This is a genomic window from Roseibium hamelinense (assembly GCF_007830545.1).
GTDB classification, from domain to species: domain Bacteria; phylum Pseudomonadota; class Alphaproteobacteria; order Rhizobiales; family Stappiaceae; genus Roseibium; species Roseibium hamelinense.
The window spans coordinates 299,041-325,293 of record NZ_VLLF01000007.1 but is presented as its reverse complement, the minus strand read 5'-3'; the positions used below and the strand labels follow the sequence as shown (position 1 = coordinate 325,293).

Below are 26,253 nucleotides of genomic sequence, written 5' to 3'. Positions count from 1 at the left end.
GACGCGATCCTCGCAGGGCTCGGCAACGATACCCTCAACGGCAATGGCGGCAACGACATCCTGCAGGGGTCTTACGGCAATGACGACCTTAATGGCGGCGACGGCAATGATGTGCTCGACGGCGGTCATGGCGAGGACATCCTCGATGGCGGGGCCGGAAACGACTTCCTCATCTCCCAGGCCGATGGCCGCGAGGGACCTGTTGCCTATGACCCGGACCGCGACGAGGGCGATCCCTATAACGAGCTGACCAACGGCAAGCTCTATCCCGACCAGCCCATCCCCGCCGATGACATTCTCACAGGCGGCCTTGGCGCCGACGTCTTCTACTTCCAGACGCTGATCAACGCCAAGAAGCGCTTCATCGAGGAACACACCAAGGATGACGGCACCATCCGCTGGCATGGGGTTGCGGGCGAGAACGAGAACATCCACGACCACTGGGTCGATGTCATCGGCGATGACATCATCACCGACTTCTCCAAGGCCGGGGGCGACCGGATCATCATCGAGGGTCACACCACCGAGATCCGCTCCATCACCTATGGCGATGAGAATGGCGATGGCATTGTGGACCACTCGCTGATCTCGCTTTACTCCAATCAGGGCAATGGCGGCGGCGCCCATGCCAATGACGACCTTGGCACCATCAAGGTGTTCGGCGATCTCGTCACCGAGGCCGACATCTCGACCACCGCCAAGCCCGCCTATGGCATTGTCAACTCCATCGAGGACCTGGACGAAGCCCTTCAGCCCATCACCAACGGCAGCGCGCGCCCCGACACACCGCTCACTCTCGACCTACCCTCAGCAAGCGACCTCACCCTCCCGCAAGGCCTCACACCCGTCTTCGCAATCGCGGGGGACCTTGAGATGGACGGCAAACGCGGCTCCGAGTTCGCAACCGCCCACACCGATGGCATGGCGCTTGATGAGGGAACCATCGCGTTTTCGTTCAAGGCCGATGAGATCACGGGCCGGGACGCGCTGTTTTCCAAGGATGCCAAAAGCTACGTGGATGGCGGCCATCTAACCGCCTGGGTCAAAAGCAACGGCGATGTTCACATTCGGTTTCAGACCTCCGAGAAATCATACTGGCTGAAAGCCGAAGATGTTGTGAGCGCTGGGACGGAGCATCACTTTGCCTTCTCCTTCGGCGATCACGGCGCCATACTTTATATCGATGGAACGGAAGTTGCCCGGAACGATGCCCTTACCCAAAATTGGCTTGCGAACAGGGAAGTACTGGTCATCGGGGCAAATGACTACACCAGCCAGACTGGCGAGTTGGGCAGAACGCGGGATCATTTTGACGGCGTTATCTCGAACTTTGCTGTTCTGGACCAGCAGCTTACCGGTTTGGGCGCACAGGCTCTGGCTGACATCGACGCCATAGTGTGACCGGTCCGAGCGCCAATGCCTCCGCGCCCAAACCGGGTGCGGAGGCTGAAGCCTGACGTGACAACCGCATGTCATATCCAGCTCGCGGGGCCGGCCGGAAGCATCTGTTCTGCTTACACAATCAGCATTCCCAATCGCCAAACAACGTGCCAGCGCGCAGCGGCTGACCGTCCTTCCTTGCATCGGGGCGCCAGCCGTGAAGCTGAACCGTCACATGGGAGCCACCGGTGAGGATCCTAGATCGCGAATTGTGTGTTGTGCGGCCAAAAAAGACGTCTTCAAGTCGTATCCGGAGACCGGCCCCGCACCGGAGCGTGCTATCTTTTCGCCATGACTGTCGCACCCTCCCCCCTGGCCGCTTCGCCAAGCCTGCCGAACACTCTGAAATCCGTTTGGACGCTGTTGTTCGGGATCTTTCTTTTGATGGTGGCCAACGGATTGCTTGCCAGCTTGCTGGGCGTGCGTGCGGAAAGCGAAAACTTCAGCGCCTCCGTGATCGGCATTATCATGTCCGGCTTTTTTGCCGGACTGCTCGCCGGTTCGCTGTGGACCCCCAAAGGCGTTCGGGTTGTTGGTCATGTGCGGGTGTTTGCCGCCATGTCCGCAATCGCTTCCGGTGCCGTGTTGCTGCATTCCGTGTTCGTCAATGAAGCACTTTGGTGGACCATGCGGTTCGTTACCGGTTTTTGCTATGCCGGTGTCTTCGTGGTTGCCGAAAGTTGGCTGAACGACCGGACACCGCAGGAAACCAGAGGCCAGGTTCTCGCGCTTTATTTGGCTGTCAGCTTCGCGGGCATGGGCAGCGGACAGTTCTTCCTCAATATCGCCAGCAGCCAGGGAGCGGATCTGTTCATTCTCGTTTCGGTTCTGGTCTCATTTGCGGTGGTGCCGCTGCTGTTGCGCGCCACACCTCAGCCCGTCACTGAAAATGCGCGTCCTGTCTCGCTCAAGCGTCTGGCAAGCGCCTCTCCGCTTGGCGTTTTCGGCGTGTTTATCGCTGGGCTTGCCAATGGAACCCTGTTTGGCATGGGGGCCGTCTATGCGCGAAGCGCGGGGTTTTCCGTCTCAGACACGTCGCTGTTCATGGCTCTTTTGATCCTGGGAGCGGCGATCCTGCAGTGGCCGATCGGAAAACTGTCAGACCGGATTGACCGGCGCATCATGATTACGATCGTGACTTCGGCAGCGGCGCTGGTTTGCCTGTTTGCAAGCGATCTGACCAGCATTGACGCACCGGTGTCTGCTGCCCTTGTGGCGCTGGCCGGCGGATTGTCCCTGTCGATCCACTCGTTGTCGCTGGCCTACACCAATGACTACCTGGAAACCGACGAAATGATCGGTGCCAGCAGCGGTCTCGTGCTGATCCTGGGTGCAGGGTCTGTGGGCGGCCCGATCCTTGCAGGGTTCGCACTCGGCTTCTTCGGTGCACCGGGCTTCTTCCTGTCTCTCGTGGTTTTCCACGCCTGCCTCGCGCTTTTCGCGGTTTGGCGCATGACACGGCGCGTGCCGGTTCCGGTCGAAGATCAGGCGCCTTATATCCCGGCGCCGCTGCAAGCAACGGAGATGGCCCTCGTTGTTGCCGAGGCTGCAGCCCAGGAACAGGAAGAGGCAAAGGATCAGCCGCGGGACGCATAAGCGCGAAAAACCCGTCTGAAAAACATCATAATGGTTGTTGGGAAGACTGGCTGGGGTGGCAGGATTCGAACCTGCGCATGGCGGTACCAAAAACCGCTGCCTTACCGCTTGGCTACACCCCAAGGCCGTGGGAGCGGTGTATAACGAGGTGCGGCCCGGAGCGCAAGAGGGCAATGCGCGCAGGATTCCGCCGGTTCGAAAAGTTTTCCCCAGAACGGTTTAGCCGGCTTTGATGAAAAGCCCCATTTGCCGGCCTTATCGGCCGGAAACATGCTTTTGCCGCCCACCTGGGACAGCGGTCAAACCAGTGTGCCGGGCTGTTTTCCGCCACCGGTGAACCGAGGGCAGACTTTTTAAAAAGCAGATACGGCAAAGCTCTTGCGGGAAGAAAAAACCGGTGCTAAATCAGCCGTCACACAGCGCGGCACCGCCCGCTGTTCCCGATGAGCTGTTTGCATGCGTCTGACGCAATAAACAGGTCAGAATACGGATCGGAGTGTAGCGCAGCCTGGTAGCGCACCTCGTTCGGGACGAGGGGGTCGGAGGTTCGAATCCTCTCACTCCGACCATTTTTCCTTTATTTATAGTATTGATTTTAAATCAATTTTTTCGTTTGCACGAAACGTTGCGAGTTATCAGAAGTTTTGGGCCAATGATTGGGCCAACGTTTTGACTGAATTCCTTGGGCCCTGTTTTCCCAAGTATGCCGAGTGTCGGCAGACAGCTGACGCCCGGCCCAGACAAAAAGCAGCGTATCAATCGCTCAGGAACAAGCAGCGCGCCGAGCGACTTCAATAAAATCAGATCGTCATAAGAAGGCATGGATACAGCCAAGCGAGCAGTCATATGGCTATTCTTTCGGCGTCCGCTTTACGTTCTCAAGGCGTTCGTTCACAGGCTTGCGGCTCGATTTGGAAAGCTGTCATTCGTGGCGAGACGACCGAAAGTCTATTGAGGGCGGATTCCGGCCATTCGCTGCGGAATGAGCAAATGGCGGTAGTGCGGGACCTTCCGGACCTTTGCTGCATCGCCGAAATGCCGATCCCATCGGCATGCTCCATAGGTTATTGGGCGGGAACCGGACCTTCACTGCGGTGCTAAACAAGAGAGCTAGATCTGGATTGTCTTATCAACCATTAGCGTGCAGCGTAGATTTTTGGTTTCCTAGTATTGTGTAAGCAATCAATCGCCTGCCACAAGCTCACCGGGCGGCCCCGCACGATTAAACACGCTAGTGAAAAATTCGGGCAAAAGTCGGGTTCAATCTATCTGCGTTGTACTATCGCTATAGCCCGCCATCGAGCACCTGCCATTCCCGTTTTTCAATCTCAAGTTTCTTTATGCGCGAGTAAAGCGTTGTCGGTTCGATGCCGAGCAGGGCGGCTGCTCCAGTTTTGCCAGACACCTTGCCTTGCGTCTCTTTGAGGGCCATCACGATATTGGCTCGAATTTCCAACTGCATTTCATGCTCGGTTCTGACCGTTTTGGCGCTCTGGGCGCGCAGTCCGGACGCACCACCGAGTTCCACAATCAATTTCTCGCCGCGGGATACAATCGCCGCGCGTTCGATAACGTTCCGCAGCTCCTTAACGTTTCCTGGCCAAGCATACTCTGTCAGCATTCGCATGGTGCGCTCTGTCACATAAGGTTCAGGTCGATTGAGGCGCTCACAGGCGACCGACAACAAATGCGTCACGAGATCTGGAATATCGTCTTTGCGATCGCGCAATGGGATGCAGCTGATAGGAAAGACATTCAATGCTAGAAAGAGTTCTTCGCTGAACCTTCCGGCGGAGACCTCGCGTTCGACGTTGCTGGTGCTTGCCGCAATGACCCGCACGTCGAGGTTCTTGAACTGTGTGTCGCCAATCCGCTTAAACTTGCCGTCCTGAAGAACACCTAACAGCTTGTTCTGAATTTCGAGCGGCAGCTCGCACACATTTTCAATGTACAAAGTCCCACCATGCGCCAACTCAATCGCCCCTGAGATCATCTGTGGTCTTTCACCGCCATTGGCGTTTTCAGAGCGGCCAAATAGTTCGGCTTCAATCGCCGTTCGGCTGACCGACCCAGATTTAAAGCGAATAAGAGGCCGTCCTTTCCTGAGGCTATTCGTATGGATCGCATTTGCGACGATTGATTTGCCGGTTCCAGTTTCACCGGTGATCAGAACCGGTGCGCTCGTGGGGGCAACCAGGTCGATCTTGGCATGAAGCTGTTGGATCGAGGGAGAGCGGCCGATCACATGATGATGCGCACGTTCCTTTGTTATCTCCAGTTGCAGATAGGCATTTTCCTGCTCCAGGCGATCTCTGAGTTCAGCGACTTCATTCATAGCTTCAAGGAGCTTTTTCTCATTGAGTTTTCGCTCAGTCACATCACGAAAGACAATTACTGCACCGGCCAAGACCTTCTGGTTGTAGATTGGGGTTGAAACGTATTCCACCTGTATGGGTTTTCCGTCTTTTTTCCAGAAAACATCATCATCAACACGCATCACCTGTTCAAAACGAAATGATTTATATATCGGGCAGTCATGTGCGTGATGAACGCTGCCATCGGTGTGATGATGGTGGATGATGTCATGGATGACATTTCCCACAAGATCCTCAAGCGTCCAGCCGAGCATTTCTTGCGCTGCGCGATTGACGAACGTCGCCTGGCCTTGGGTATTGACCCCGTATATACCTTCTCCCGCTGCGTTGAGGATAAGCTGGTTCTGCAGTTCAAGTTCTGCAAAGAACTCTTCAGCATGCTTCCATCCGACAATACCTTCGCGATGAAGTCGATTGGTTTCGAACTGGTTCTCATGTTGTGACAGTTCGCTGAGCTCCAAGATCAGTAATCCGATAAAGGCGCGCTGTGCGTCGGGATCGTGCGCAATCACTTTCGCCCTGATTTCGCATTCGACCGGAAAACCATTCTGACTGGTGAGGGCTATCTTTCGCGTCCACGCGGATCCGCGATGAATAACCTCGTCCAGAAAAACTATGAATTCAGCAATGTCCGATTTGATAGACGCGGAAAACCTGAAGCCTTCTGGCAGCGGGTCAACCAACACGCGGCGCGCCGCAACATTCGCGCTGACAACGCGATCTTCTTTCGTATCTAGCACCAGCATTGGGAGCGGAATGACTTCAAGGAGAACTGACAGATCTTGATCATTTAGACTTATATCCATTCCAAGCATCCGAACTGACACGCTGCTTTTCGAGCTTACACGAAATTTCGTAATTTATGAATTTTCGTACTATTTTAATCGGAAAAGAAAAGTATAAGTAATTGATAAATATTGCATATAAGAATTTTATCAGGATCTCGAAAGCGGCTATTTTTATGATTAATGTCCGCTCATTGTAAGTCCCAGCAGTCTTCCGCTCGCGGCGCACACTTCCAAATCCTTGGTGAAAAAGAATTGTCGTGAGGGTGTCTTGTCAGTCCATGCAGTTTCTTGAGAGGTAACACATGACCCACTTCAAAGACCCGTTTAATCCAAACATCGATGTTTGGAACGAATGTGGTGAGGCTTCAGAGAGCCCTGCTGATCCCTATGCTGGGCTCTCAAAGGAAGATGCCAACATCTTGAAGCTTCGCGCCAAACAATCGTTGAACGCAGAAGTCGGAATGGCGCGTGCGCTTGAAAGTTCCGTCATGCAGGGATTGTTTAAAACGGACATTTCGCGTCGTGCGTTCTTACGCAGTGCCGGTGTGACTGGCGCACTTGCCGCCGTCTCAACCGTTTTCCCGCTGACGTCACTTCAGGCTATGGCCGAAGAGGCCATGAAAAACCTAGAAAAGACAAAGTTGACTTTGGGTTTCGTGCCGATCACCTGCGCCACGCCGATCATTGGCGGTCATGCGCTAGGCTTCTACCAGCGGTATGGTCTTGATGTTGATATTGTTAAGACAGCTGGGTGGGCCGTATCACGCGACAAGTGTCTGAATGGCGAATACGATGGTTCACACCTCCTATTCCCGATGCCAATGGCAATGTCACTCGGCATTGGATCGACGGCACAACCTTGGAAAGTGGTGTCGAATGTAAATACCAACGGCCAGGCGATCGTTCTGGCGAACAAGCACCGCAACAACCAGGATCCCAAAAATTGGAAAGGGTTCAAGTTTGCGGTCCCGTTTGAATACTCGATGCACAACCTGCTTTTGCGCAACTACGTTGCCGATGCGGGCCTGGACCCGGATCGAGACATCCAGATCCGTGTGGTACCACCGCCGGAAATGGTCGCAAACCTGCGCTCAGAAAACGTCGATGGCTATCTCGCACCGGACCCGTTCTGTCAGCGTGCCGTCTATGATCAGGTCGGCTTTATTCACAAGCTGACGCTGGACCTTTGGAAACAGCATCCGTGCTGTGTGTTCGGTCTGTCTGAGAAGTTCATCACAGAAAACCCGAACACGACCATGGCATTAACGACCTCTATCCTGGAGGCCACGGCTTCAGCGGAAACGGCCGAGGGCCGCGTTGCATTCGCGGAATCGATGGCGCCGGCAAACTATCTCAACCAGCCCGTTGAAATTCTGAAACAGATCCTGACCGGTGTGTTCCCAGACGGGCAAGGCAATATCAAAAACGTTCCGGACCGGATTTCGTTCATGCCTTTGCCAACCCAAACAATGGGAACCTGGGTGCTTTCGCAGTTGCGGCGCTGGAACTACATCGACAGCGATACCAACTATTCCACTCTTGCGGAAGAGCTAGTGATGACGACGACCACACGTGAACGGATGCGCGCAATGATGGCGGCTGACCCGAACTTGACCTTCTCTGATGCAGAACAGGATGTCTACGCGCCAGTCGACATTCAGGGCCGCGAGTTCGCTCCGGCTGCGGCGCAACAGTTCATCGACAGCCAACCGTTCTCCCGCACCGTTGGCTGAACCAGCCAAAAAAACACAGACGGAGCAAGCACGCTTGCTCCGTCTTAAGTCAGACCTTTTTGGGATTGTTTTATGGTCCAGAAAATAGATATGCGAAGCACTCTGCTGTCATTGACAATTCTGTTGGTCGGCATCTTCATCTGGCATGTCACAACCCATGTTCCAGACACCGGTCCGAAAGGTGTCGTGTTGTCACAGACCGAGACAGACACGCTGCTTGGGAAAAAGATGCTTCCCGAGGACATTGAGTATTATTCGGCTCAAGGCGTTGAATTCAGCCAACTGGAGCAAATTGCGTCCCTGAATCTCTCACGTGCGATGATCGAAGCTGCAGGCGGTATCCGAGCTCTCGGTATCAGCGTTCCGGATGAAAACAGCGCGCCAGCGCCTGGCTCGCTTTTCCCTTCACCAAGCCAGATCGGATCCGAGTTGTGGGCAACCGTAACAGATCCCTTCTACGTTGCTGGAACCAACGACATGGGTTACGGCATACAGATGGGATACTCATTGCTGCGGGTTCTGATCGGGTATTCACTTTCGGCTGCAGTCGCCATTCCACTCGGCTTTCTCATTGGGATGTCGCCTATGTTCTACAAGGCGCTCGATCCTTTCATTCAGGTTCTGAAGCCGATCTCGCCGTTGGCCTGGATGCCGATTGCCCTCTTTACCATCGGTGATAGCGAATTGTCGTCGATTTTCGTGATCTTTATCTGCTCGCTTTGGCCAATGCTGACCAATACCGCTTTTGGTGTTGCCGGTGTCCGTTCGGACTGGGTCAATGTTGCGCGCACACATGAACTGAGCACTACAAAGACCGCACTGACTGTCATTCTGCCAGCCGCAGCACCGACCATCATCACCGGCATGCGCATCTCCATTGGTATTGCTTGGCTGGTGATCGTGGCCGCCGAGATGCTTGTTGGAGGCACTGGTATTGGATACGTGGTGTGGAACGAATGGAATGGTCTCCGTCTCGACCGGATGATTGTCGCAATTCTGCTGATCGGCGTGGTGGGCATGTTGCTCGATGCCGCCTTTGCCCGGCTGCAACGTGCCGTCGCTTACGCTGAATAGGAGTGAATTGATGACCAAACCATTTCTTTCCATTGAACTTCTGACACAGCAGTTTCCGGACGGCGCCGGGGGCACGCTGACCGTTTTCGAAAACAGCACCTTCGGCGTTGAACAGGGCGAGTTCGTTTGCATTCTCGGCCATTCCGGGTGCGGTAAATCGACGATCATGAACGTGCTTGCCGGTCTGGCCGAGCCAACGAGCGGTACGGTCATCATGGACGGCGAGCTGGTTTCCGGACCGAGTCTTGATCGCGGCGTCGTGTTTCAGAACTACTCGCTGCTGCCGTGGCTCTCAGCTCTCAAAAACGTCATGTTTGGTGTAGCGGCGCGGCACCAGGATTGGAGCAAGTCCGAGGTTCAGGCACATTCGGAAAAATACCTGGCCATGGTGGGGCTGGATGGTGACGCCATCCACCGGAAACCATCCCAACTGTCTGGAGGTATGCGCCAGCGCGTCTCCATTGCAAGGGCGTTCGCCAATCACCCCAAACTGCTTCTTCTCGACGAACCTTTTGGCGCGCTTGACGCGCTGACGCGCGGAACAATCCAGGACGAACTTCTGAAGATTTGGAACGGGACAAATCAAACCGTTTTCATGATCACGCATGATATTGATGAAGCCATTTTACTTGCGGATCGAATATTGGTGATGACCAACGGACCGTTCGCACGTGTGGCAGAGGCTGTGGAGATCACCATTCCACGACCGCGTCGGCGTGAAGAAATCATCGATCACCCGAACTACTACGCGATCCGCAATCATCTCGTGCACTTCCTCGGCTCGCGTTCCAAGGAACTGGCGGGTCAGTCCGGAGGCGGCGAAGTACACTCACCTGAAACCATCCGAATTGATCGCACCGGGACAGACACGCTCGAAGGCGACGATGATCCAACCCATCAAGCGCAATTGCGCGCTGTGAATGAATAACAAAACAGGAGCGAACCATGACCATCGAAGTTCCGCAATTGCTTACCAAAGACGACGTGGCCCAGATCATTTTGGCCGCAAAAAAGGAAACCGGCATGTCCTGGGAGGACATCGCAGATAAGATCTCCATGTCGCCGGTCTGGACCCACTCGGCCTGCGTTGGTATGAATGCTATGACCGAGGAGAAAGCCAAGGCGCTGGCGCAGGTGCTGGGTTTGCCGTCGGAAGTGATCGACGTTCTTGTCGACAGCCCCACAAAGGTCTGGGAGCAAACTGTCCCGACAGACCCCTGCATTTACCGGCTTTATGAAATCGTCGGCGTCTACGGCCCGACCATCAAGGCGCTGATCCACGAAGAGTTTGGCGATGGCATCATGTCAGCGATTGATTTTGACATGAGCATCACGCGCGTCGCCAACCCGAAAGGCGACCGGGTGAAGGTCGAGATGTCCGGCAAGTTTCTCGGCTACAACAGCTGGTAAGCGCATCGAAACTGAATTGGCGGGCCGGCCGCGAAGTCCGGTCCGTCGCCCCGTTGATGACCGATTGGGACCACGACATTGACCAGACCCCCTTTGCCGCCGTTCACACATGAGGACGCAGTTAAGAAGGTTCGAATGGCGGAAAACGCCTGGAACCTTCAAGATCCGGCCAAGGTCGCATTGGCCTATACTCCGGATTCGAAATGGCGCAATCGCTCAGATTTCGTTCATGGTCGGGAAGAGATCGAGGCCTTCTTGACACGCAAATGGATGAAAGAACTTGATTATCGCCTGATCAAGGAAATTTGGGCCCATGGTGACGATAGAATTGCTGTGCGCTTTGTCTACGAATGCCATGATGCCGAGGGTAATTGGTATCGATCCCATGGAAATGAAAACTGGCGCTTCGATGCTGAAGGATTGATGGCGGAACGTCATGCGTCCATCAATGATGTCGCGATCCAAGAGAGTGACAGGCTCTTCCGGTGGCCGAGCGGCATGCGCCCGGATGATCATCCAGGCCTGACAGCATTGGGTCTCTAAGCCCAGGACAGAATTGACGTGCTCCGAAGATCCCTTGCCCGGGTGAAATTGGCTGACCAAAGTCTTGCTAGTCCTAGAAAAACGGCCCCGCAATTTGGAGGATCTTAGGGGTCCGCTTTGGGGCCGCATTGCTGATCTCAGTTTGCTGCGTCTGCGAATGCTCCTTCATTTTGAAGGTCCAACTTGGGCTCGTTCCAGTCATTCGCCGCGCTTTGCACGAACGTCCACTCCGGGCCAGAACTACCCCGCGTATCCGGGGACGACGAATGTCAGCTAAGCCCAGTCGGTGTACATTAGCCGACAGTCTCCTTGCGGCCCCATTTCATTCGTTCGTTAATGCCTGAGTGCCCGGTGTATGCGACTCGCTTTATCCAACTCGACGATTTTCCTCACCTGCCCCGGAAATAATTTCCAGGACCTCCCGCCCTTTCAATTCGTGCCGCTGCATCAGGGCATCGAAAAGCGCTTCATGCGCTGGTTTATTCTCTTCCAGAATCCCGCGCGCATCTTCGTAGGCCTTGTCGAGCGTTGCCTCGACACGTTGGCGCAGAACACGATCGGTGAGCAGGACTTCGCGGACCTGCTTTGACCCGTTCGGGATCAGCTGAACAAGGCTGTCGCCGAAACCAAGGCTTGCTTCCATTTCTGTCGCGATCTGAGTGGCGAACGCCAGGTCAGAGCCCGAACTACCGCCGCCCCCGTCGGCGATCTCGCCAAACACCAGTTCTTCTGCGGCGAGACCTGCCAAATGCACCATCAGCTGAGCCTCATAGTCCCGACGTGTCCGACCTTTAAGCGCGGATTTTCTGATTTCCAGACAGCCGACCTCGACCTTTGTTCCTTGCATTGCGAGCTCCGGCTCGATCCTTAACCGAACGATTTCGCCGTCTCCAACGCTGGCGTGGACAATCGCGTGGCCTGCTTCATGGACGGCAATGCGTCTCAGGTCCGCCTGACTGAAGGCAATTCGATTTGGAAGTCTGGAGACGAGGTCGTCATGTTCAAGGTCCCGCCTTTCCCTTCGTGCCGACCGGCGGGCGTCGCGCACGAATTTTTCAATGTCCGCTCCCGAGTGACCTTCAAGCCGGTCCGCGATATTTGACAAGTCTTTATGTTCCAATGCGCCTTTCAGATGCCAGCGGAGGATCTGCTCACGCGCCTGCCGATCGGGCAACGGAATACAGATCGTCCTTTCTAACCGCCCGGGACGGAGGAAGGCTGGATCAACAATTTCCGGATGATTACACGCCGCAACAACGACAATGCCTTCCCGGTCCTCGACACCATCGAGGCATTCCAGCAGACCGTTGATCTTCTCGACAACGTAAAGCGCATTATCACCTCGGACTGTCCTGCGATCGCCGACGGAATCAAATTCATCGAGGAATAAGACGCATGGTGCTTTCTTGCGCGCCTCTGCAAATGTCCTCCGCATAGCCTTTAGAAGATCGCCCAGATGTCCAGCTGCTTGCCATTGCGCAAGCGACGAAGCAACAAGTTCGACACCGCAGCTTTTCGCCAGTGCCTTGGCGTAGGTCGTTTTACCGGTTCCGGGAGGCCCGGCGACGAGAACACCTCGGTTGACATCCGACCAGGGCAATTTTCCTGTCCGCCATTCCTTCAGATCCACTGCAAGCTCCCTGCCCCACTCCCCGGCCTCGCCAAGTCCTGCAAGGGTTTCAAGGGAGAGCTCAACGTTTGCCGGATTCTCGTCGGCCTTGGATTTGTCCTCGGAAATTGCTTCAAGGACCTTTCGCCAGGACTTGCCACGAGAGGCGGCCATGGTCAGATCGAACAGGCTGTGGCGCGTCAGACGCTCAGCGTCTTCCAGACTGATCTGGACCCGTACACAATATGCGAATGCCGCTTGAAGGTGTCGCGGCGTCGGACCCTCGAGATAAATGATCCTGTCCGCGATTTTTCGGAAGAGGTCAGGCAGGTCTCCCTCCTCTTCCACCACTGCAAAAATGGCCTTCTTCCCCTTTAGAGCAATGAGGAACTCTTCTTCGATTTTCTCAAGTTTCCTGGGTCGTTTTGTGCTGGTTGGTTCGCAGTCGAGGAAAACTGCGACAGGATCCTGAAACCGATTTCTCAAAACCTTCAAATCGGGAAGCCGCAGCAGCGTGAGCGCGTCTTGAATCTCGTCCATCGGCGGGTTTCTTCCAGCGATGATGCCAATTACCGGGGGATGGCTAAGCCTGATCTCAGGCACAGAACGCAGCGCACGGCGGACAATGCAATGCGCCAGAAACTGATGGAATTGCGGTTTTTCTTTCTGGAAATAATGACGAAGAATGTCAGACATGCAGATACTCTCTTGAGAAGCTCGATCGGAAGGTTTTGGTCTCAGCGAGACGCACGGTCACCGAGGCGATACCAGCGTGACAACGTTCGGGCGGCGCCGATGTCTTTGAGAACTATGAAAAGCGGCGAACTGACCATTGGCGCATCGTTTCCGGGGATGATTGGATGCCCCGACACGTCGCCCGACAACGCTGCAATTCCGCGTTTGATCACAAGGTAATCATTCAGAAACGGTGCTTTGGCCAGGGTGTCATTTGACGGGTAATTCCCTGCCCTCAGACCTTTAAGGTCGTTGAGAAGCCCTTGCAGCTTTTCGATGTCACTCGACAGCAACCCCGCCGCCTCCGGGTCTTTCAAGTTTTCGATGAACATGGATACAGTTCTCCTGTTTCCGCCGAAGGGTTTTCAGGCGGATCGTGGTTCGGTTGGTGATGATTGGGGGTTGGCCTCGCCGGATTTGTCCGGTTTCTGGCCAGTTATTGCGTCACCGCGTTCTATGGTGAATCGCATTTGTTGCGTTCAGAATCGCGCGCTAAGGGAACGCCGTTTCTGGTTAGGAAGGGCTGACACGGCGCATCTGACGACCCTGACGCCGAGTCGGTAGATCGGATAGACATTTTGCTAGCGAGGGCCGAACAGCAGGATTGGTCCTGCTATACGCTCCGTCGCTCGCATCGCCTTTGTCTCCGAGCGGCCGGCGGCTCGTTTCTGCCAGCGGTCCATCCGTCTTTTGAACTTTTGCGCCGATCGCTGTCATGAGACGTGGCATCATGCGTTGGGCGATGCTCGAACTCATGTAGGCCGACATCGCCTCAACGAACCCGGAAATCGGAATTCCAAAATACGCATCGACTGTTGTTCGTGTGACCGTTGGTCGTCCCACGATCCCGGATCGACCATACCAATCGACAAGGACTTGCCGAACGGCGAGAACAGGCAGTCCTTTTCGTAGCATATGGTTCTTCAACATGAGGCCGGCAGCCGTCAGGTCTTTTCGTGCGTTTCTTGCGTCGCTCCCTCCCTGAGCACCGCCTCCACGCTTGACAGAAATAACGTGCAAGTCCCCGGTCTCATGATCGAACACCACGATATCAATCATGGCCCGCTTGCCGTGAGTGTTAGCGATTGGAAAATTGAGACCCTCGAGCTTGTCCAGCTGATTGCTGTCGACCAGCGACATAGCCTCTTTTGAGACCTTCACCCCCACTTGTTTTTGAACCTCGTAACGGTCCCGCGCTGAGGCAACAAACGCGTGCGCGATCGCTTCCTCGAGAAGAATACCGTGGCGTTTTGACAGGCTGTCCAGCGGCCCTTTTACCTGGGTCAATCTGTTGCCGAGCAGCTCGTCCGAGCTGTAGATCTTGTCGAAGCACTCCTGCAACGCAGTGTCGACAGCTTCACGAAGTTCTTTGGGTAGAGTTGCAGTTTCAGGTGCATAAGCACCTTGGCTGCCGAATTGGGCACCGGATGTGCTGGAAACTGGAATTTGATTGTGCATGAGTGGTCCTCTCTCGTTGACTGACGAGAACTAAAAACGCACTTTTAATGCATCAATGCAATCTGATTCATCAATTATGGTTAATCAATGATAAACGCTAAGCAATGCCGCGCCACCCGAGCCTGGCTCTCCTGGTCTCAGGATGAACTTGCCAAAAGGTCGCTGGTATCCAAGCGAGCAATAGCCGGTTTTGAGTTGGAAAAAACGGTCCCACACGACCGGACACTGCGTGATCTGCAACGCGCGTTTGAGGATGCCGGGATCACTTTCCTAATGGATGGTGCAAGGGGAATTGGATTGCAGGAACGTTAGGAGGAATTAGCTTAAGCCCGAAAAACGTTGCCAACAGTATCATGCAACGTCCGCCGAGTTGCCCGTAAATCGGATGGACGCATTTCAAGTTACGCTTTTTCGATTCAAGCGCTGAGAGTTGCGATTCGGACAGCGGCAAGAGCGCTTCAGCCAGACACGCCGTTTCCAAGAATTTCGATTCATTTGATTGAGCAAGTGTGACAAGGGCGAACGGCGTTCCAATAAACCAGCAACACCACCAATTAGGAAATAATTTCCGCAAAAGCGGCGCAACACCGATAGACGCAAGCAGGGATGGTCAGATATCGGCCGCAGTGTGAATAAAATGCCAAATATGTAACGTGAAAAGACTTCCCGCTTACGCGATCCTATCGCGAATAGCTGACATTCATCGACCCTGGTTGCGGTGGAGGTTCCGGCCCATAGCGGACATCGGTGCACCGGGCAGCGAATGTCTGTTCCGCGCCCAACATGTCGAATACTGCATGTGGCACGAATATCGGCTTCGGAGTATCATGGTAAAAACCCGGAATGCCCCATGGCCAATACTCGTTTTTCTTCGCTTGCCCAAACCCTGGCTTTGCCATGTCGTTTACGCTGAAACAAGCCCGCTACTTTGTTGGAGCCGCCGAGTTCGGTACAATTAGCCGGGCCGCCGTCGAACTCTCTGTGTCCCAAAGTGCGGTTACAGAAGCAATCAAGGACCTTGAGGCGCGCCTTGGTGTCAGGCTCTTCGAACGGCGGAGACGCGGCATTGAACTCACCCATGACGGTCATGTGTTTCTTCGGCATGCGAAAGCCATTTTAACCGAAGTTTCGAATGCCGAGATCAACCTCAGTTCCCGGGAAAGTACCGTTTCCGGAGTGCTCAATCTTGGCGTTACATCCCTGACAGCCGGTTACGTGCTTTCAGACTTGTTGTCGCGGTTCCGCCGCGCTCAGCCATACATTGACACCCGTGCCATCGAAGACACGGGCGATTACCTGGAGCATCTTCTCGTTGGTGGCGAACTCGACATCGGTATCATGGTGGTTACAAATCTTCGAAACCATCACGCGCTCCATTCCGAAATCCTCGTCGTATCGCCTTATAGGTTATGGCTACCGCTTGGGCATCGGCTTGGCAGTAAGCAGAGCATTGCGGTCGAGGATCTTGCCGAGGAGCGGCTAATTCTCCTGGACGTGGACGAAATGCAGGCAGAATCCATGCGTCTCCTTGATGTATTTGTCCAAAAACCGACCGTTGCGTTCAAGACACGCTCGGTTGAGGCCGTTCGTTCTTTGGTCGCCAGTGGTGCTGGCGTCGCACTTTTGCCCGATCTTGTATATCGGCCCTGGTCACTTGAAGGCGAGCGGATCGAGAGCCGAGACGTCTCCGGTCAGCTGCCAGTTGTCCAAGTGGGCCTGGTCTGGCGGCGCGGCGCGAGCATCTCGGGCACTACAAGGGCCTTTATTTCGGTCGCTCAGAGTTTTCACGCGCCTCGCCTACGTTGATATCGGAATTTCCGATAGAACGTCACTGAATATTGAATTTGCCAATTCACGCTGGCTGGCTCAATTTTTTCAACAGAGCAGAAAAAGCCTCAGAGGGTGATCATGAAACAGTTACTAAAAACAACCGCAGTTGTAAGCGTATGTGCGTCAATCGCTGCGCCTTCTTTTGCCGAAGGTATGGTGACCGAGCTTGGCGCGGGCGAAGGCGAGCTGAATATTGTTGCCTGGCCCGGCTACATTGAACGCGGGGAGACGGTCGGCGATTTCGACTGGGTCACCAAGTTCGAAGAAACGACTGGCTGCATGGTCAAAGTCAAAACAGCCAACACCTCTGACGAGATGGTCGCGTTGATGAACGAGGGCGGCTTTGACCTCGTCACCGCCTCAGGAGATGCCAGCCTTAGAATGGTTGCCGGTAAGCGTGTTCAACCAATCAACACGGCGTTGATCCCGAGCTGGGACACCATTGATGACCGTTTGAAAGAAGCACCTTGGCACTTCGTCGACGGCACCCATTACGGCACGCCGTATATGTGGGGTCCAAATATCTTGATGTACAACACCGAGGTGTTTGGTGACGCTCCGCCAAAATCATGGTCGGTGGTCTTTGAGGAACAAAACCTGCCGGACGGCGAGACCAACAGTGGGCGTGTTCAAGCCTATGACGGCCCGATCCACATCGCCGATGCCGCCTTGTATCTGATGACACACAAGCCGGAACTCGGCATCGTATCTCCATACGAGCTGAATGCTGACCAATATACAGCAGCACTCGATTTGCTGCGCGAGCAGCGCAAGCTGGTCAGCCGGTACTGGCACGATGCCTTTATCCAGATCGATGACTTCAAGAACGAGGGCATGGCCGCGTCGGGCTCATGGCCTTTCCAACGCAACCTGCTGCAAGGCGACGGCGCGCCGATCGCCAGTGTGATTCCCGAGGAGGGCGTCACGGGTTGGGCGGACACGACAATGATGCATGTGGACAGTTCAAACCCGAATTGCGCCTACATGTGGATGGAACACACTCTGAGCTCAAACCTGATGTCCGATCTTTCCGTCTGGTTCGGGGCCAACCCAGCCGTTCCGGCGGCCTGCACCGACGGGCGCGGTATGCAAACAGCCAAAGGCTGCACAAAGAACGGTTTCGATGATTTCGAAAAGGTCAGTTTTTGGACGACACCTGTCACCCGTTGTGAAAGCCAGGATGAGTGTGTTCCGTACTACCGCTGGGTCTCAGACTACATTGGAGTGATTGGTGGACGCTAGGCCAGATCAGGTTGCAAGCAACAATCGCATTCTTCGCCAATCCGCGTTGGAAAGTATGACACCAGCTGTATCTCTCCGATCCGTATCACGTCATTTTGGTCAAGTCCGGGCAGTTGATGCGGTAAACCTGGACATCGCGGAGGGCGAGTTTTTCGCCCTTCTCGGCCCCTCGGGCTCTGGCAAGACCACTTGTTTGCGCCTGATTGCAGGGTTTGAACAACCAACCAGTGGCGCCGTTGTGATCTTCGGCGAAGACGCGACCCGGGTTCCTCCTTACCGGCGCCCGGTGAACACCGTCTTTCAAGACTATGCCCTGTTCCCTCACCTGAATATTCTAGACAATGTAGCCTACGGATTGATGGTCCGCGGTGAGAAAAAAGCGGCACGGCATCAGGCGGCTGAGGAAGCCTTGTCGCTTGTTGCTCTCGGCGGTTTTGCGGGCCGAAAACCGTCGGAACTATCGGGCGGTCAGCGCCAACGCGTTGCGCTAGCGCGCGCATTGGTGCTGAAGCCGAAAGTCTTGCTTCTCGATGAGCCGCTAGGCGCGCTAGATCTCAAACTCCGCGAGCAAATGCAGAGTGAGCTTAAAGCCCTTCAACGCCGCCTCGGTATCACCTTCATATTTGTGACTCACGATCAAGGGGAAGCGCTCTCTATGGCCGACAGGGTGGCGGTCTTCGATCGGGGCCACATTCAACAGATCGGTGCGCCGCAGGATGTTTACGACCGGCCCGAAACTCCATTCGTGGCGGACTTTGTCGGTTCTTCCAACGTGCTTCCGTCGAACATGGTCGAGCAGCTGGCTGGACAAAGCGTGCCGGCCAGTTTGCGGCCTGAGCAAATCCGATTGACCGATACCGATGGCAAATTGATTGGCAATGTCATTGGTTCCGCTTTTTTGGGAGCCGCCAACCGGATTGAGCTGGATGTCGGTGGAGTCCGTCTGTCCGTGCTGCTGCCCAAGACCGCCGCCGTCCCGGATCTGGGCTCATTGGTAAATTTGACCTGGGATGACGGTGCGCTGCACGTGATGAGGGGCGAACATGTCTGAAACGGCAACGGTTTCTTCGCGAATTTCGGATTCGTTCTGGCGGCGGCCTACGATCCTGTTGCTTTTGCTTGTGACCCCTCCGCTGCTGTGGCTTGGCATCGTTTACCTGGGGTCGCTGTTTGCGCTGCTTGCCCAGAGTTTTTTCTCGATCGACGAATTTACCGGTCTCGTACGGTACGAGTTTACACTAAAAACCTATGCAGAACTGTTTCGCGCATCTAACTTCGACATATTAGTCCGGACGATTGTCATGGCAAGTGCGGTGACAATTGCATCGGCGATCATAGCTTTTCCAATCGCATACTACGCTGCCCGCTATGCGAAAGGCCGTTGGAAGGCCGTTTTCTATCTCGGAATCATGTTGCCGCTCTGGTCGAGTTACCTCGTCAAAGTCTACTCGTGGAAGTTGATCCTTGCCAAGGAAGGCATCCTGAACTGGCTCTTCGAAACGTTGCATTTGAGCTGGATCCTGCAGGCCTATCTGGCCATACCCGTTGTCGGAGGCAACTCCCTGTCTGTCAGCTGGACCGGCACGTTCCTGGTTTTTGTTTACGTATGGTTGCCGTTCATGATTCTACCTGTTCAGGCCGCGCTGGAGCGGGTACCGCCCAGCATGTTGGAAGCCTCCGGCGACCTTGGTGCCTCGTCCAGCCAAACGTTGCGCCATGTAATCCTGCCGCTTGCCTTGCCGGGCATTATCGCAGGCTCGATCTTCACCTTCTCGCTCACAATGGGCGACTATATCATTCCGCAAATAGTCGGCACATCGGCAAGGATGATCGGTCAGGCGGTGTATCAATTCCAGGGCACAGCCGGAAATATCCCGCTCGCTGCCGCATTCGCTGTTGTGCCGATTTTTGTGATGGGCATCTACTTGACACTTGCCAAACGTGCGGGGGCTTTCGATGCACTCTAAAGCCTCCCTTGGTTTGAAAATCACTGCCACATGCGGGCTCTTGTTCCTGCATCTGCCCATCCTGCTCATTTTTGTCTATGCCTTCACCACCGAGGACAAGTCCTATCAATGGCCGCCGCCCGGATTCACGCTGGAATGGTTTGGTGTCACTTGGAACCGTCCGGATGTGTGGGAGGCCTTGGGCTTGTCACTCCGGGTCGCGGCAATTTCGACGGTTATTGCCATGGTCCTCGGCACGCTGTGTGCGGCAGCCGTCGCGCGGTTCAAGTTCTTCGGGCGTGAAACAATTTCGCTCCTGGTTATCCTGCCGATCGCGCTGCCCGGCATAATCACAGGTATTTCCCTGCGGTCTGCCTTCAACATTGCTGACATTCCGTTCAGCTTCTGGACAATCGTGCTGGGGCACGCGACTTTCTGCATCGTGGTTGTTTACAACAACGCCGTGGCCCGCTTCAGGCGAACATCCGGTTCTCTGGTGGAAGCGTCTATGGATTTGGGTGCGACCTACTTTCAGACACTGCGGTTCGTCATCATGCCGAATATCGCAACCGCTTTGCTAGCCGGCGGTATGCTTGCCTTCGCTCTTAGCTTTGACGAGGTCATCGTCACAACCTTCACAGCCGGGCAACAGCAGACGCTTCCGATCTGGATGCTGGAGGAACTTGTCAGGCCCCGGCAGCGCCCCGTTACCAATGTGGTGGCACTGCTGGTTGTTCTCGTAACTTTCATCCCCATTCTTGCCGCCTACTACCTGACCCGCGGAACAGAGACGGTTGCCGGTCAGGGTAAATAAAAAAGGGAGATAGACCCATGCAAACGGAAATGCTGATCGGAAGCCAATTTGAAGCGGGAACGGAAACCGAGGAAGCGGTTTTGAACCCGCGGACCGGTGAAACCCTTTTGAAGATGCCAGAAGCGAACACCGATCAGATCGACCGCGCTGTGGCTGCCGCCCGCGCCGCCGCGCCGGGTTGGGCCAAAACCACACCGAGTGAACGGTCGGCGCTGCTTTTGAAGATCGCGGACGCTGTCGAAGCAGATCTGGACAATCTGGCCCAATTGGAAGCGCTCAACTGCGGCAAGCCCATCAACGAAGTGCGCAACGAAGAGATTCCGGCCGTCGCGGACTGCTTCCGCTATTTTGCGGGTGCCGTGCGCAACATGCACGGACCAATTGCGGGCAGCTACATGGCCGGGCACACCTCAATGATCCGGCGCGATCCCATTGGTGTTGTTGCCTCTATTGCCCCTTGGAACTATCCGATCATGATGATGGCCTGGAAACTGGCGCCTGCCCTTGCCGGCGGCAACACGGTGGTCATGAAGCCCTCGGAACAAACACCTCTTACCGCACTCGCTTTCGCGAAAATTCTAGCGGGCATTCTTCCTGATGGTGTCGTGAACGTGATTACCGGTCAAGGCGGGTCTGTTGGCAACGCGCTGGTGAACCATTCCGGCGTTGATATGATTTCAATCACCGGCGATGTCGCGACGGGCAAAAAGGTGCTGATGGCCGCGTCAAAGGGCGTGAAACGCACCCATTTGGAGCTTGGTGGCAAAGCGCCTGTGATTGTGTATGGAGACGCTGACCTTGCCCGCACCGTCGAAGGTCTGAAGGCGTTCGGCTACTACAATGCAGGTCAGGATTGCACGGCGGCCTGCCGCGTCTATACCCATGCATCAATCTACGACAAATTTGTTGCCGATTTGACGTCGGCCGCCGCAAGCATTGTCTTTAACAACGCTGACGACGGCCGGAATGAAATCCCCCCACTTATTTCCTCCCGCCAAAGGGACCGTGTGGCAAGCTTCGTGGAACGCGCCGCAGAGCAGTCCCATATCGAGATCACAACTGGTGGCGGCGTTGTTGACGGCGGCGGTTTTTACTTCCAGCCAACGGTGGTGGCAGGTGCGGCCCAATCTGATGAAATTGTGCAACGTGAAGTCTTTGGTCCGGTGGTTTCGGTTACCCGTTTTGGCGATGATGATCCGGTGCTTGATTGGGCCAACGACAGCCCCTACGGCCTTGCCTCATCTGTCTGGACAAAGGACATAGGCAAAGCCATGGAAGCTTCCGCGGCACTTCAATATGGCTGCACATGGGTGAATACGCACTTCATGTTAGTCAATGAAATGCCTCACGGTGGCCTCAAACAGTCCGGCTACGGTAAGGATATGTCGATGTATGCCTTAGAGGACTATACGGCCGTGCGTCATGTCATGATCGCGCACTGAGCGCTCGAAACCGGGATCGCCATGAGGCCTTCGATTAACGCGTATTTGCCTCCTCAACAGAGCCAACTGGACCGTATCGTGATGTCGGCCAGCGGCTTTTTAAAACCAGCGGCCGTTCGGTGGCGGAGCCCCCGACCGACCGCGCAAAATCAAGTGTCAGCTTAGTCTGTGAGCCCGAACTGTTGAGCAAAGGCTCCGACCTGGGTTTGACAGTCGCTCGAAATCTTCTCGTTGGCGTCCTTGAGGCACGACATGACCCGGCCGCCGCCCAATTCAACATCAGCGCAGTTCGCTTCGATGTCGGCCGCACAGACAGCAAGCGCGCTGCGCGCATTTGCAAATAGGAAATCAAGAGCGTCCGCCATATCTACGATGGCAGCATCGCAGCTGGTGCTCAGTTTGTCTTCGTGGGCGTACATGCACGCCATCAAACGCCCATCGCCGGGAGACACTGCATCGCAATACTGGGTGATTTCTGGCTCGCATGCTTCAAGCATCCCGACGACAGGGCCCTGAGCCTGAGCCGCCGATGCAAGGAGCAATGCCGAAGTTGCAAGAACAACGGAGTTTTTTCCAAGTGCGAAGTTCATCATGGCCGGTCTTCCTGGCTTCACGGGTTGACAACAACATAGACGGTGACACCGTCCTGCACCTGGGGCGCGTAGTAAACACCGCCGCAGTTGTAGTAGGCTTGGTAAGGTGCGCACCCCGATACGGACTGCCGGTAATTCACGCGACGAGTTGTCCGCCGGGAGGTTCTGCGCGCGGTCCGACGGGCCGTATTGCGTTCGGCTGTCTGCGCTTTCGCAACTGGGAACGCCAGGATTGCACCGGCACCTGCCAAGTTACCGGTAAATTGGGGTTGTGCGGTCAGACCCAGTGCAAATGCAATCGCACCGCCGGCAAGGTATTTGAATTTTATCATTCCAGTCTCCTCAATTTCAGCGTTCGGCGTGCCCCCTAACGGGGCCAGGCCCAAACTCTCTAGGTTTCCAGCACAAGGATGAGGTATTCTAATTCCATTGGTCTGATGCCAGGTGAAAATACCGGATCAGTTCTCAGTGAAAGTCAACATCTAGCAATAGCATCGTTGTCCACACCAGTAGGTATCTGACGGAATGCCAAAACAAGCCGTTGCCTCAAAAAGTCAGGGAAATTCCAGACCTCGAACAATCGGTGTAGCGTTGTTTCGACCTCGGCTATCCGGACGCGGCCATCATCCAAACGCTCCCGTGCCTCTTCGTGGCGCTGGAGCATGACCAGCGTCAAGGCTTCGAAGAATGCTTGTTCAACCCAGATCGAACTTCCGACCTTCCGCGCAGCTTCCAGCGCCAATTCATAGTTTTCTTCGATGATTTCCAGCAGAAATGTCGCGCCGTGAAAATAGCCAGGCGGGTTGGGGCAAAGTTCTATCGCCCGGACGATCAATGACCGGGCCGTTTCAAGCTCCCCTTGTAAAGCACGGCATACAGACAAATCGACCAACATGTCTGGATAGTTGGGATTAACAGCCCACGCCTGGCGGGCGGCCTCTTCAAAGGGTTCCATGTTGCGTAGGTTGTAATGGGTCAGGAAAAGAGCGTGGAGGCCGGTTTCGTTCAAATGGTCCAGTTGTACTGAGCGCTCAGCAGCCTTTAGGGCGCGCTCGAGCGGTTTGGGGCGGTCATGATTATATCCATCTCGAAACTCGTCTCCGTATACTTTCGCCAACATACCCCATGCGCCGGCATAGTTCGGGTCGGTTTGGACCGCATTTTCCAAAAGTGCTCTCACCCGTTTATGCGAGCTCGCGGACGGCGTGCGCCAATATTCTGTGGCCAAAAGCTGCGCTTGATACGCGTCCAGGATCTGCGTGCCCGATTGGCGCCGTAAACCGGCGCGGTGGATATAGCCGTGAGGCTCCGCAATTTTGGCGGCTGTCCTTCCTGCTACATCTTCTTGAATCTCAAAAAGGTGTTGGGCTGTAAGGTCCCGATCATAGCGATCTGAAAAGATCTGATCGCCGGTCGTTGCGCTGCTGAGATTGACCGTGACCCTGACACGGTCTCCAATTTGCTGGAACGTGCCTTCAATAAGGTAGCCAACACCAAGTTCGGCTCCGACTTCCCGCGGATCGTATGCTTGTCCCAGGTAACGGGATGTCACGTGTCTTGATAGAACCCGGAGTTCCCGAAAGCGAGACAGAGCGATTAGGACTTCCTCTGAAAAAGCTATCGCCAGGCAGTCTCGCCCCGGCTCACCGCTGAGATTTTCAAACGGCATGATGGCTATCGCAGATCTCGAATCCTGCTGGATACTATTTCCAATGTTTTCCGAAACGATTTGACCGGGATCATATGAGATCTCGAATACGGGTTTATAATTTCCTTTTGGCAGATGGATCCGAACCGGATCATCCCGCCCTTCGCCCGCGTAAAAGAGATTTAGCCGCGTCCTGAGTTTGTTGGCCTGAACACGGACAATGGTGTCGGAACCCGGATCAAAATCAGCTGGCCGGTCGAAAACATCAACGCCCAGCGAATAGCCTTTTATCTCGTTGGCCTTTCCGTTAAGCGCTGCGCGAACGACGTATTCCAGAAACCGCGACATGCGACTGGCATCGCGAAAGAGCTCACTTTCCAGAACCTTCTTGAGTTGCTGCTCGACAAGTCTGCGGTCGCCGAGACTACTCAGCCCAGGATATACGCTTGCGCTCCCCTCTAAACCCATCGCAGGTAACCGTGACTCACTTCTAAAATGCGCTGTTCGCATTGCATACCTCGGCAGCCTGTCGGCGCAACGCATTTGTGTCGACCAAAACGAGATTGCAAAGCCCAAATCACAGAATCGAACCTCACGTTTGAGTGGTATTTAGGGAATACCCTATGACGCTATTCGACGCGTAAAGGATTTTAAACCGGATTGCGTCAGGTATCCTAGTGTTATGTCCGAATTTCATGCCGAAAACCCGTTGCCACAAAGCGCGGATGACCTAAACGCGCAGTATATCGCGTGTCCCCATTGCGATTCCCTCTACGTACGCCCGCGATTGTCTGAGAATGAAAAGCTGGAATGCACTCGGTGCCATTCGATCATCATGACAAACAAAGTACGCAGTTCGGAACGGACGCTAGCCGCAATGATCGGGGCGTTGATCCTGTATGGCGTTGCGGTTTCATTCCCGTTTTTATCAATGGAGCGCTCCGGCCTCGAAAACAAGATTTCGGTAATCGATTGCATTTCGGTTTTGTGGACTAACCAAATGTATCTGCTGTCGATCGCTCTAGCTCTTTTAATCGTCGTGCTTCCTGTATCCAGGATACTTCTGCTTGTTCAAGTTGTCGGAACGATCCGTGTGAACGGCAGGGCCGGCTGGAGAAATGCAAGAGCTTTGCGTTGGGCGCAGTTTCTTGAACCTTGGTCCATGGCCGAAATCTTCATGATCGGTGTTATCGTGTCGCTTGTGAAGGTGGGTAAGATGGCCAACATCACTGTCGGCCCATCGTTTATAGCACTAACCGTCCTCATCGTTCTTCTCACTTGGACATCAACTGCCATGTGCCGCTCCACCACCTGGGCCGCGCTGGAGCGCAAGCAGTGAGAACTGCACGAGAGTATGGCCTCGCGGTTTGCCAGTCCTGCGGCTGGCTTGTGCAAGATGCGCCCGCAAGATGCGATCGTTGCGGCAGAAAAGTTCACTTCCGCAACCCCGCCAGCCTGCAGAAAGTATGGGCGTACTGGCTTGCCGGTGTCATTGCCTATATCCCTGGCAACACTTATCCGATCATGATCACAAAATCGGTCGCTGGTGAGAATGCCGCAACTATCATCGGCGGTGTCCTGACGCTAATCCACCACCAAAGTTATCTGGTGGCGGGAGTGGTTTTCATCGCTAGCATTGTAATCCCGGTGTCCAAGTTCCTAGTAATTGCATGGCTTGCCCTCAGTATCCAGCGTGGACAGGCAACCGGTGAGCACACAAGGCTTCACGCCTACGAAGCGACAGAATTCATTGGCCGCTGGTCTATGGTCGACGTCTTCGTTGTGGCAGCTCTCGCGGCGCTCATTCAACTGGGAGCACTTGTGTCCATTCAACCCGGTATCGGTATTCAAGCTTTTGCGCTGTCAGTAATTTTCACAATGCTTTCTGCTAACGCCTTCGATGCCCGGCTTATCTGGGATCGCGAACAAGATAAAGAAAACGATGATGACAACCTCTAACGCAATTCCCTCTGCCAA

The 26,253-nt window shown here is 54.9% G+C and carries 23 protein-coding genes and 2 tRNA genes; 17 read left to right on the top strand and 8 right to left on the bottom strand.

All coding sequences use genetic code 11. The features are described from left to right. Together JM93_RS22305 and JM93_RS15490 are read left to right on the top strand one after the other, a co-directional pair. The coding region (locus JM93_RS22305) for a LamG-like jellyroll fold domain-containing protein (RefSeq protein WP_208995208.1) at positions 1–1,401 on the top strand (1,401 nt) is incomplete at its 5' end. Between the two features lie 330 nt (positions 1,402–1,731). Continuing rightward, the gene (locus JM93_RS15490) at positions 1,732–3,036 is read left to right on the top strand and encodes an MFS transporter (RefSeq protein WP_145345226.1); all 1,305 of its coding nucleotides are present in this window, start codon (positions 1,732–1,734) and stop codon (positions 3,034–3,036) included. A 47-nt stretch (positions 3,037–3,083) separates the two neighbouring features. On the opposite strand, the gene JM93_RS15485 is transcribed toward JM93_RS15490, so the two are convergent. Next, positions 3,084–3,158: transfer RNA gene (locus JM93_RS15485), tRNA-Gln, on the bottom strand. A gap of 370 nt (positions 3,159–3,528) precedes the next feature. Here JM93_RS15485 and JM93_RS15480 point away from each other — a divergent pair. Next, positions 3,529–3,605 (top strand) — tRNA-Pro (locus tag JM93_RS15480). 716 nt (positions 3,606–4,321) lie between these two features. Here the strand turns inward: JM93_RS15480 and JM93_RS15475 are convergent. After that, complete coding sequence (locus JM93_RS15475; protein ID WP_145345223.1) at positions 4,322–6,217, bottom strand: sigma-54-dependent Fis family transcriptional regulator; 1,896 nt, start codon at positions 6,215–6,217, stop codon at positions 4,322–4,324. A gap of 284 nt (positions 6,218–6,501) precedes the next feature. Here JM93_RS15475 and JM93_RS15470 point away from each other — a divergent pair, with 284 nt between their 5' ends. The 5 genes from JM93_RS15470 to JM93_RS15450 all read left to right on the top strand — a co-directional run bounded on the left by JM93_RS15470 (position 6,502) and on the right by JM93_RS15450 (position 10,959). Continuing rightward, positions 6,502–7,932, top strand: coding sequence for a CmpA/NrtA family ABC transporter substrate-binding protein (locus JM93_RS15470; protein WP_145345220.1), 1,431 nt, complete (start codon positions 6,502–6,504; stop codon positions 7,930–7,932). Positions 7,933–8,022: 90 nt separating this feature from the next. Further along, positions 8,023–9,006 carry a nitrate ABC transporter permease gene (ntrB, locus tag JM93_RS15465; RefSeq protein ID WP_196220704.1) on the top strand — a complete coding sequence of 328 codons (984 nt, stop codon included), beginning with the start codon at positions 8,023–8,025 and terminating at the stop codon, positions 9,004–9,006. A gap of 10 nt (positions 9,007–9,016) precedes the next feature. Beyond that, a complete protein-coding gene (locus tag JM93_RS15460) occupies positions 9,017–9,934 on the top strand; it encodes an ABC transporter ATP-binding protein (protein WP_145345217.1) in 918 nt (305 codons plus the stop codon). A 17-nt stretch (positions 9,935–9,951) separates the two neighbouring features. Beyond that, positions 9,952–10,416 carry a cyanase gene (gene cynS / locus JM93_RS15455; protein ID WP_145345214.1) on the top strand — a complete coding sequence of 155 codons (465 nt, stop codon included), beginning with the start codon at positions 9,952–9,954 and terminating at the stop codon, positions 10,414–10,416. A 78-nt stretch (positions 10,417–10,494) separates the two neighbouring features. Continuing rightward, on the top strand, positions 10,495–10,959 hold the full coding sequence (locus JM93_RS15450; RefSeq protein ID WP_145345211.1) for a nuclear transport factor 2 family protein: 465 nt from the start codon (positions 10,495–10,497) through the stop codon (positions 10,957–10,959). Between the two features lie 367 nt (positions 10,960–11,326). Here JM93_RS15450 and JM93_RS15445 read toward each other — a convergent pair whose 3' ends face one another. From JM93_RS15445 to JM93_RS15435, 3 genes are all read right to left on the bottom strand, one after another. After that, entirely contained in the window at positions 11,327–13,264 is a 1,938-nt protein-coding gene (locus JM93_RS15445) for an AAA family ATPase (RefSeq protein ID WP_145345207.1), read from the bottom strand. Positions 13,265–13,305: 41 nt separating this feature from the next. Further along, on the bottom strand, positions 13,306–13,635 hold the full coding sequence (locus tag JM93_RS15440) for a DUF6634 family protein (RefSeq protein WP_145345204.1): 330 nt from the start codon (positions 13,633–13,635) through the stop codon (positions 13,306–13,308). Between the two features lie 181 nt (positions 13,636–13,816). Continuing rightward, positions 13,817–14,761 carry a hypothetical protein gene (locus JM93_RS15435; RefSeq protein WP_145345201.1) on the bottom strand — a complete coding sequence of 315 codons (945 nt, stop codon included), beginning with the start codon at positions 14,759–14,761 and terminating at the stop codon, positions 13,817–13,819. An 87-nt stretch (positions 14,762–14,848) separates the two neighbouring features. On the opposite strand from JM93_RS15435, the gene JM93_RS15430 reads away from it, so the two are divergent. From JM93_RS15430 to JM93_RS15400, 7 genes are all read left to right on the top strand, one after another. Continuing rightward, positions 14,849–15,073: a helix-turn-helix domain-containing protein gene (locus tag JM93_RS15430; RefSeq protein WP_145345197.1), complete on the top strand. Its 225-nt coding sequence runs from the start codon at positions 14,849–14,851 to the stop codon at positions 15,071–15,073. A gap of 585 nt (positions 15,074–15,658) precedes the next feature. Further along, complete coding sequence (locus JM93_RS15425) at positions 15,659–16,567, top strand: LysR family transcriptional regulator (RefSeq protein ID WP_145345194.1); 909 nt, start codon at positions 15,659–15,661, stop codon at positions 16,565–16,567. Positions 16,568–16,669: 102 nt separating this feature from the next. Next, complete coding sequence (locus tag JM93_RS15420; protein WP_145345191.1) at positions 16,670–17,833, top strand: ABC transporter substrate-binding protein; 1,164 nt, start codon at positions 16,670–16,672, stop codon at positions 17,831–17,833. A 55-nt stretch (positions 17,834–17,888) separates the two neighbouring features. Beyond that, entirely contained in the window at positions 17,889–18,884 is a 996-nt protein-coding gene (locus tag JM93_RS15415) for an ABC transporter ATP-binding protein (RefSeq protein ID WP_145345187.1), read from the top strand. After that, the gene (locus tag JM93_RS15410; RefSeq protein WP_145345184.1) at positions 18,877–19,800 is read left to right on the top strand and encodes an ABC transporter permease; all 924 of its coding nucleotides are present in this window, start codon (positions 18,877–18,879) and stop codon (positions 19,798–19,800) included. The genes JM93_RS15415 and JM93_RS15410 overlap by 8 nt, the downstream gene beginning before the upstream one ends. Then, entirely contained in the window at positions 19,790–20,593 is an 804-nt protein-coding gene (locus JM93_RS15405; RefSeq protein ID WP_145345181.1) for an ABC transporter permease, read from the top strand. Before JM93_RS15410 ends, JM93_RS15405 begins: the two co-directional genes overlap by 11 nt. Before the next feature lie 17 nt (positions 20,594–20,610). Then, complete coding sequence (locus tag JM93_RS15400; protein ID WP_145345178.1) at positions 20,611–22,035, top strand: gamma-aminobutyraldehyde dehydrogenase; 1,425 nt, start codon at positions 20,611–20,613, stop codon at positions 22,033–22,035. Between the two features lie 161 nt (positions 22,036–22,196). Here JM93_RS15400 and JM93_RS15395 read toward each other — a convergent pair whose 3' ends face one another. From JM93_RS15395 to JM93_RS15385, 3 genes are all read right to left on the bottom strand, one after another. After that, entirely contained in the window at positions 22,197–22,628 is a 432-nt protein-coding gene (locus JM93_RS15395; RefSeq protein WP_208995206.1) for a cysteine rich repeat-containing protein, read from the bottom strand. A gap of 17 nt (positions 22,629–22,645) precedes the next feature. After that, complete coding sequence (locus JM93_RS15390; protein ID WP_155197422.1) at positions 22,646–22,960, bottom strand: hypothetical protein; 315 nt, start codon at positions 22,958–22,960, stop codon at positions 22,646–22,648. A gap of 143 nt (positions 22,961–23,103) precedes the next feature. After that, the gene (locus JM93_RS15385; RefSeq protein WP_145345175.1) at positions 23,104–24,744 is read right to left on the bottom strand and encodes a tetratricopeptide repeat protein; all 1,641 of its coding nucleotides are present in this window, start codon (positions 24,742–24,744) and stop codon (positions 23,104–23,106) included. 367 nt (positions 24,745–25,111) lie between these two features. Here JM93_RS15385 and JM93_RS15380 point away from each other — a divergent pair, with 367 nt between their 5' ends. Both JM93_RS15380 and JM93_RS15375 read left to right on the top strand, forming a co-directional pair. Continuing rightward, positions 25,112–25,615, top strand: a complete 504-nt coding sequence (locus tag JM93_RS15380) for a paraquat-inducible protein A (RefSeq protein ID WP_170230692.1) — start codon at positions 25,112–25,114, stop codon at positions 25,613–25,615. Then, positions 25,612–26,235, top strand: a complete 624-nt coding sequence (locus JM93_RS15375; protein WP_208995204.1) for a paraquat-inducible protein A — start codon at positions 25,612–25,614, stop codon at positions 26,233–26,235. Before JM93_RS15380 ends, JM93_RS15375 begins: the two co-directional genes overlap by 4 nt. Positions 26,236–26,253: the final 18 nt, after the last annotated feature.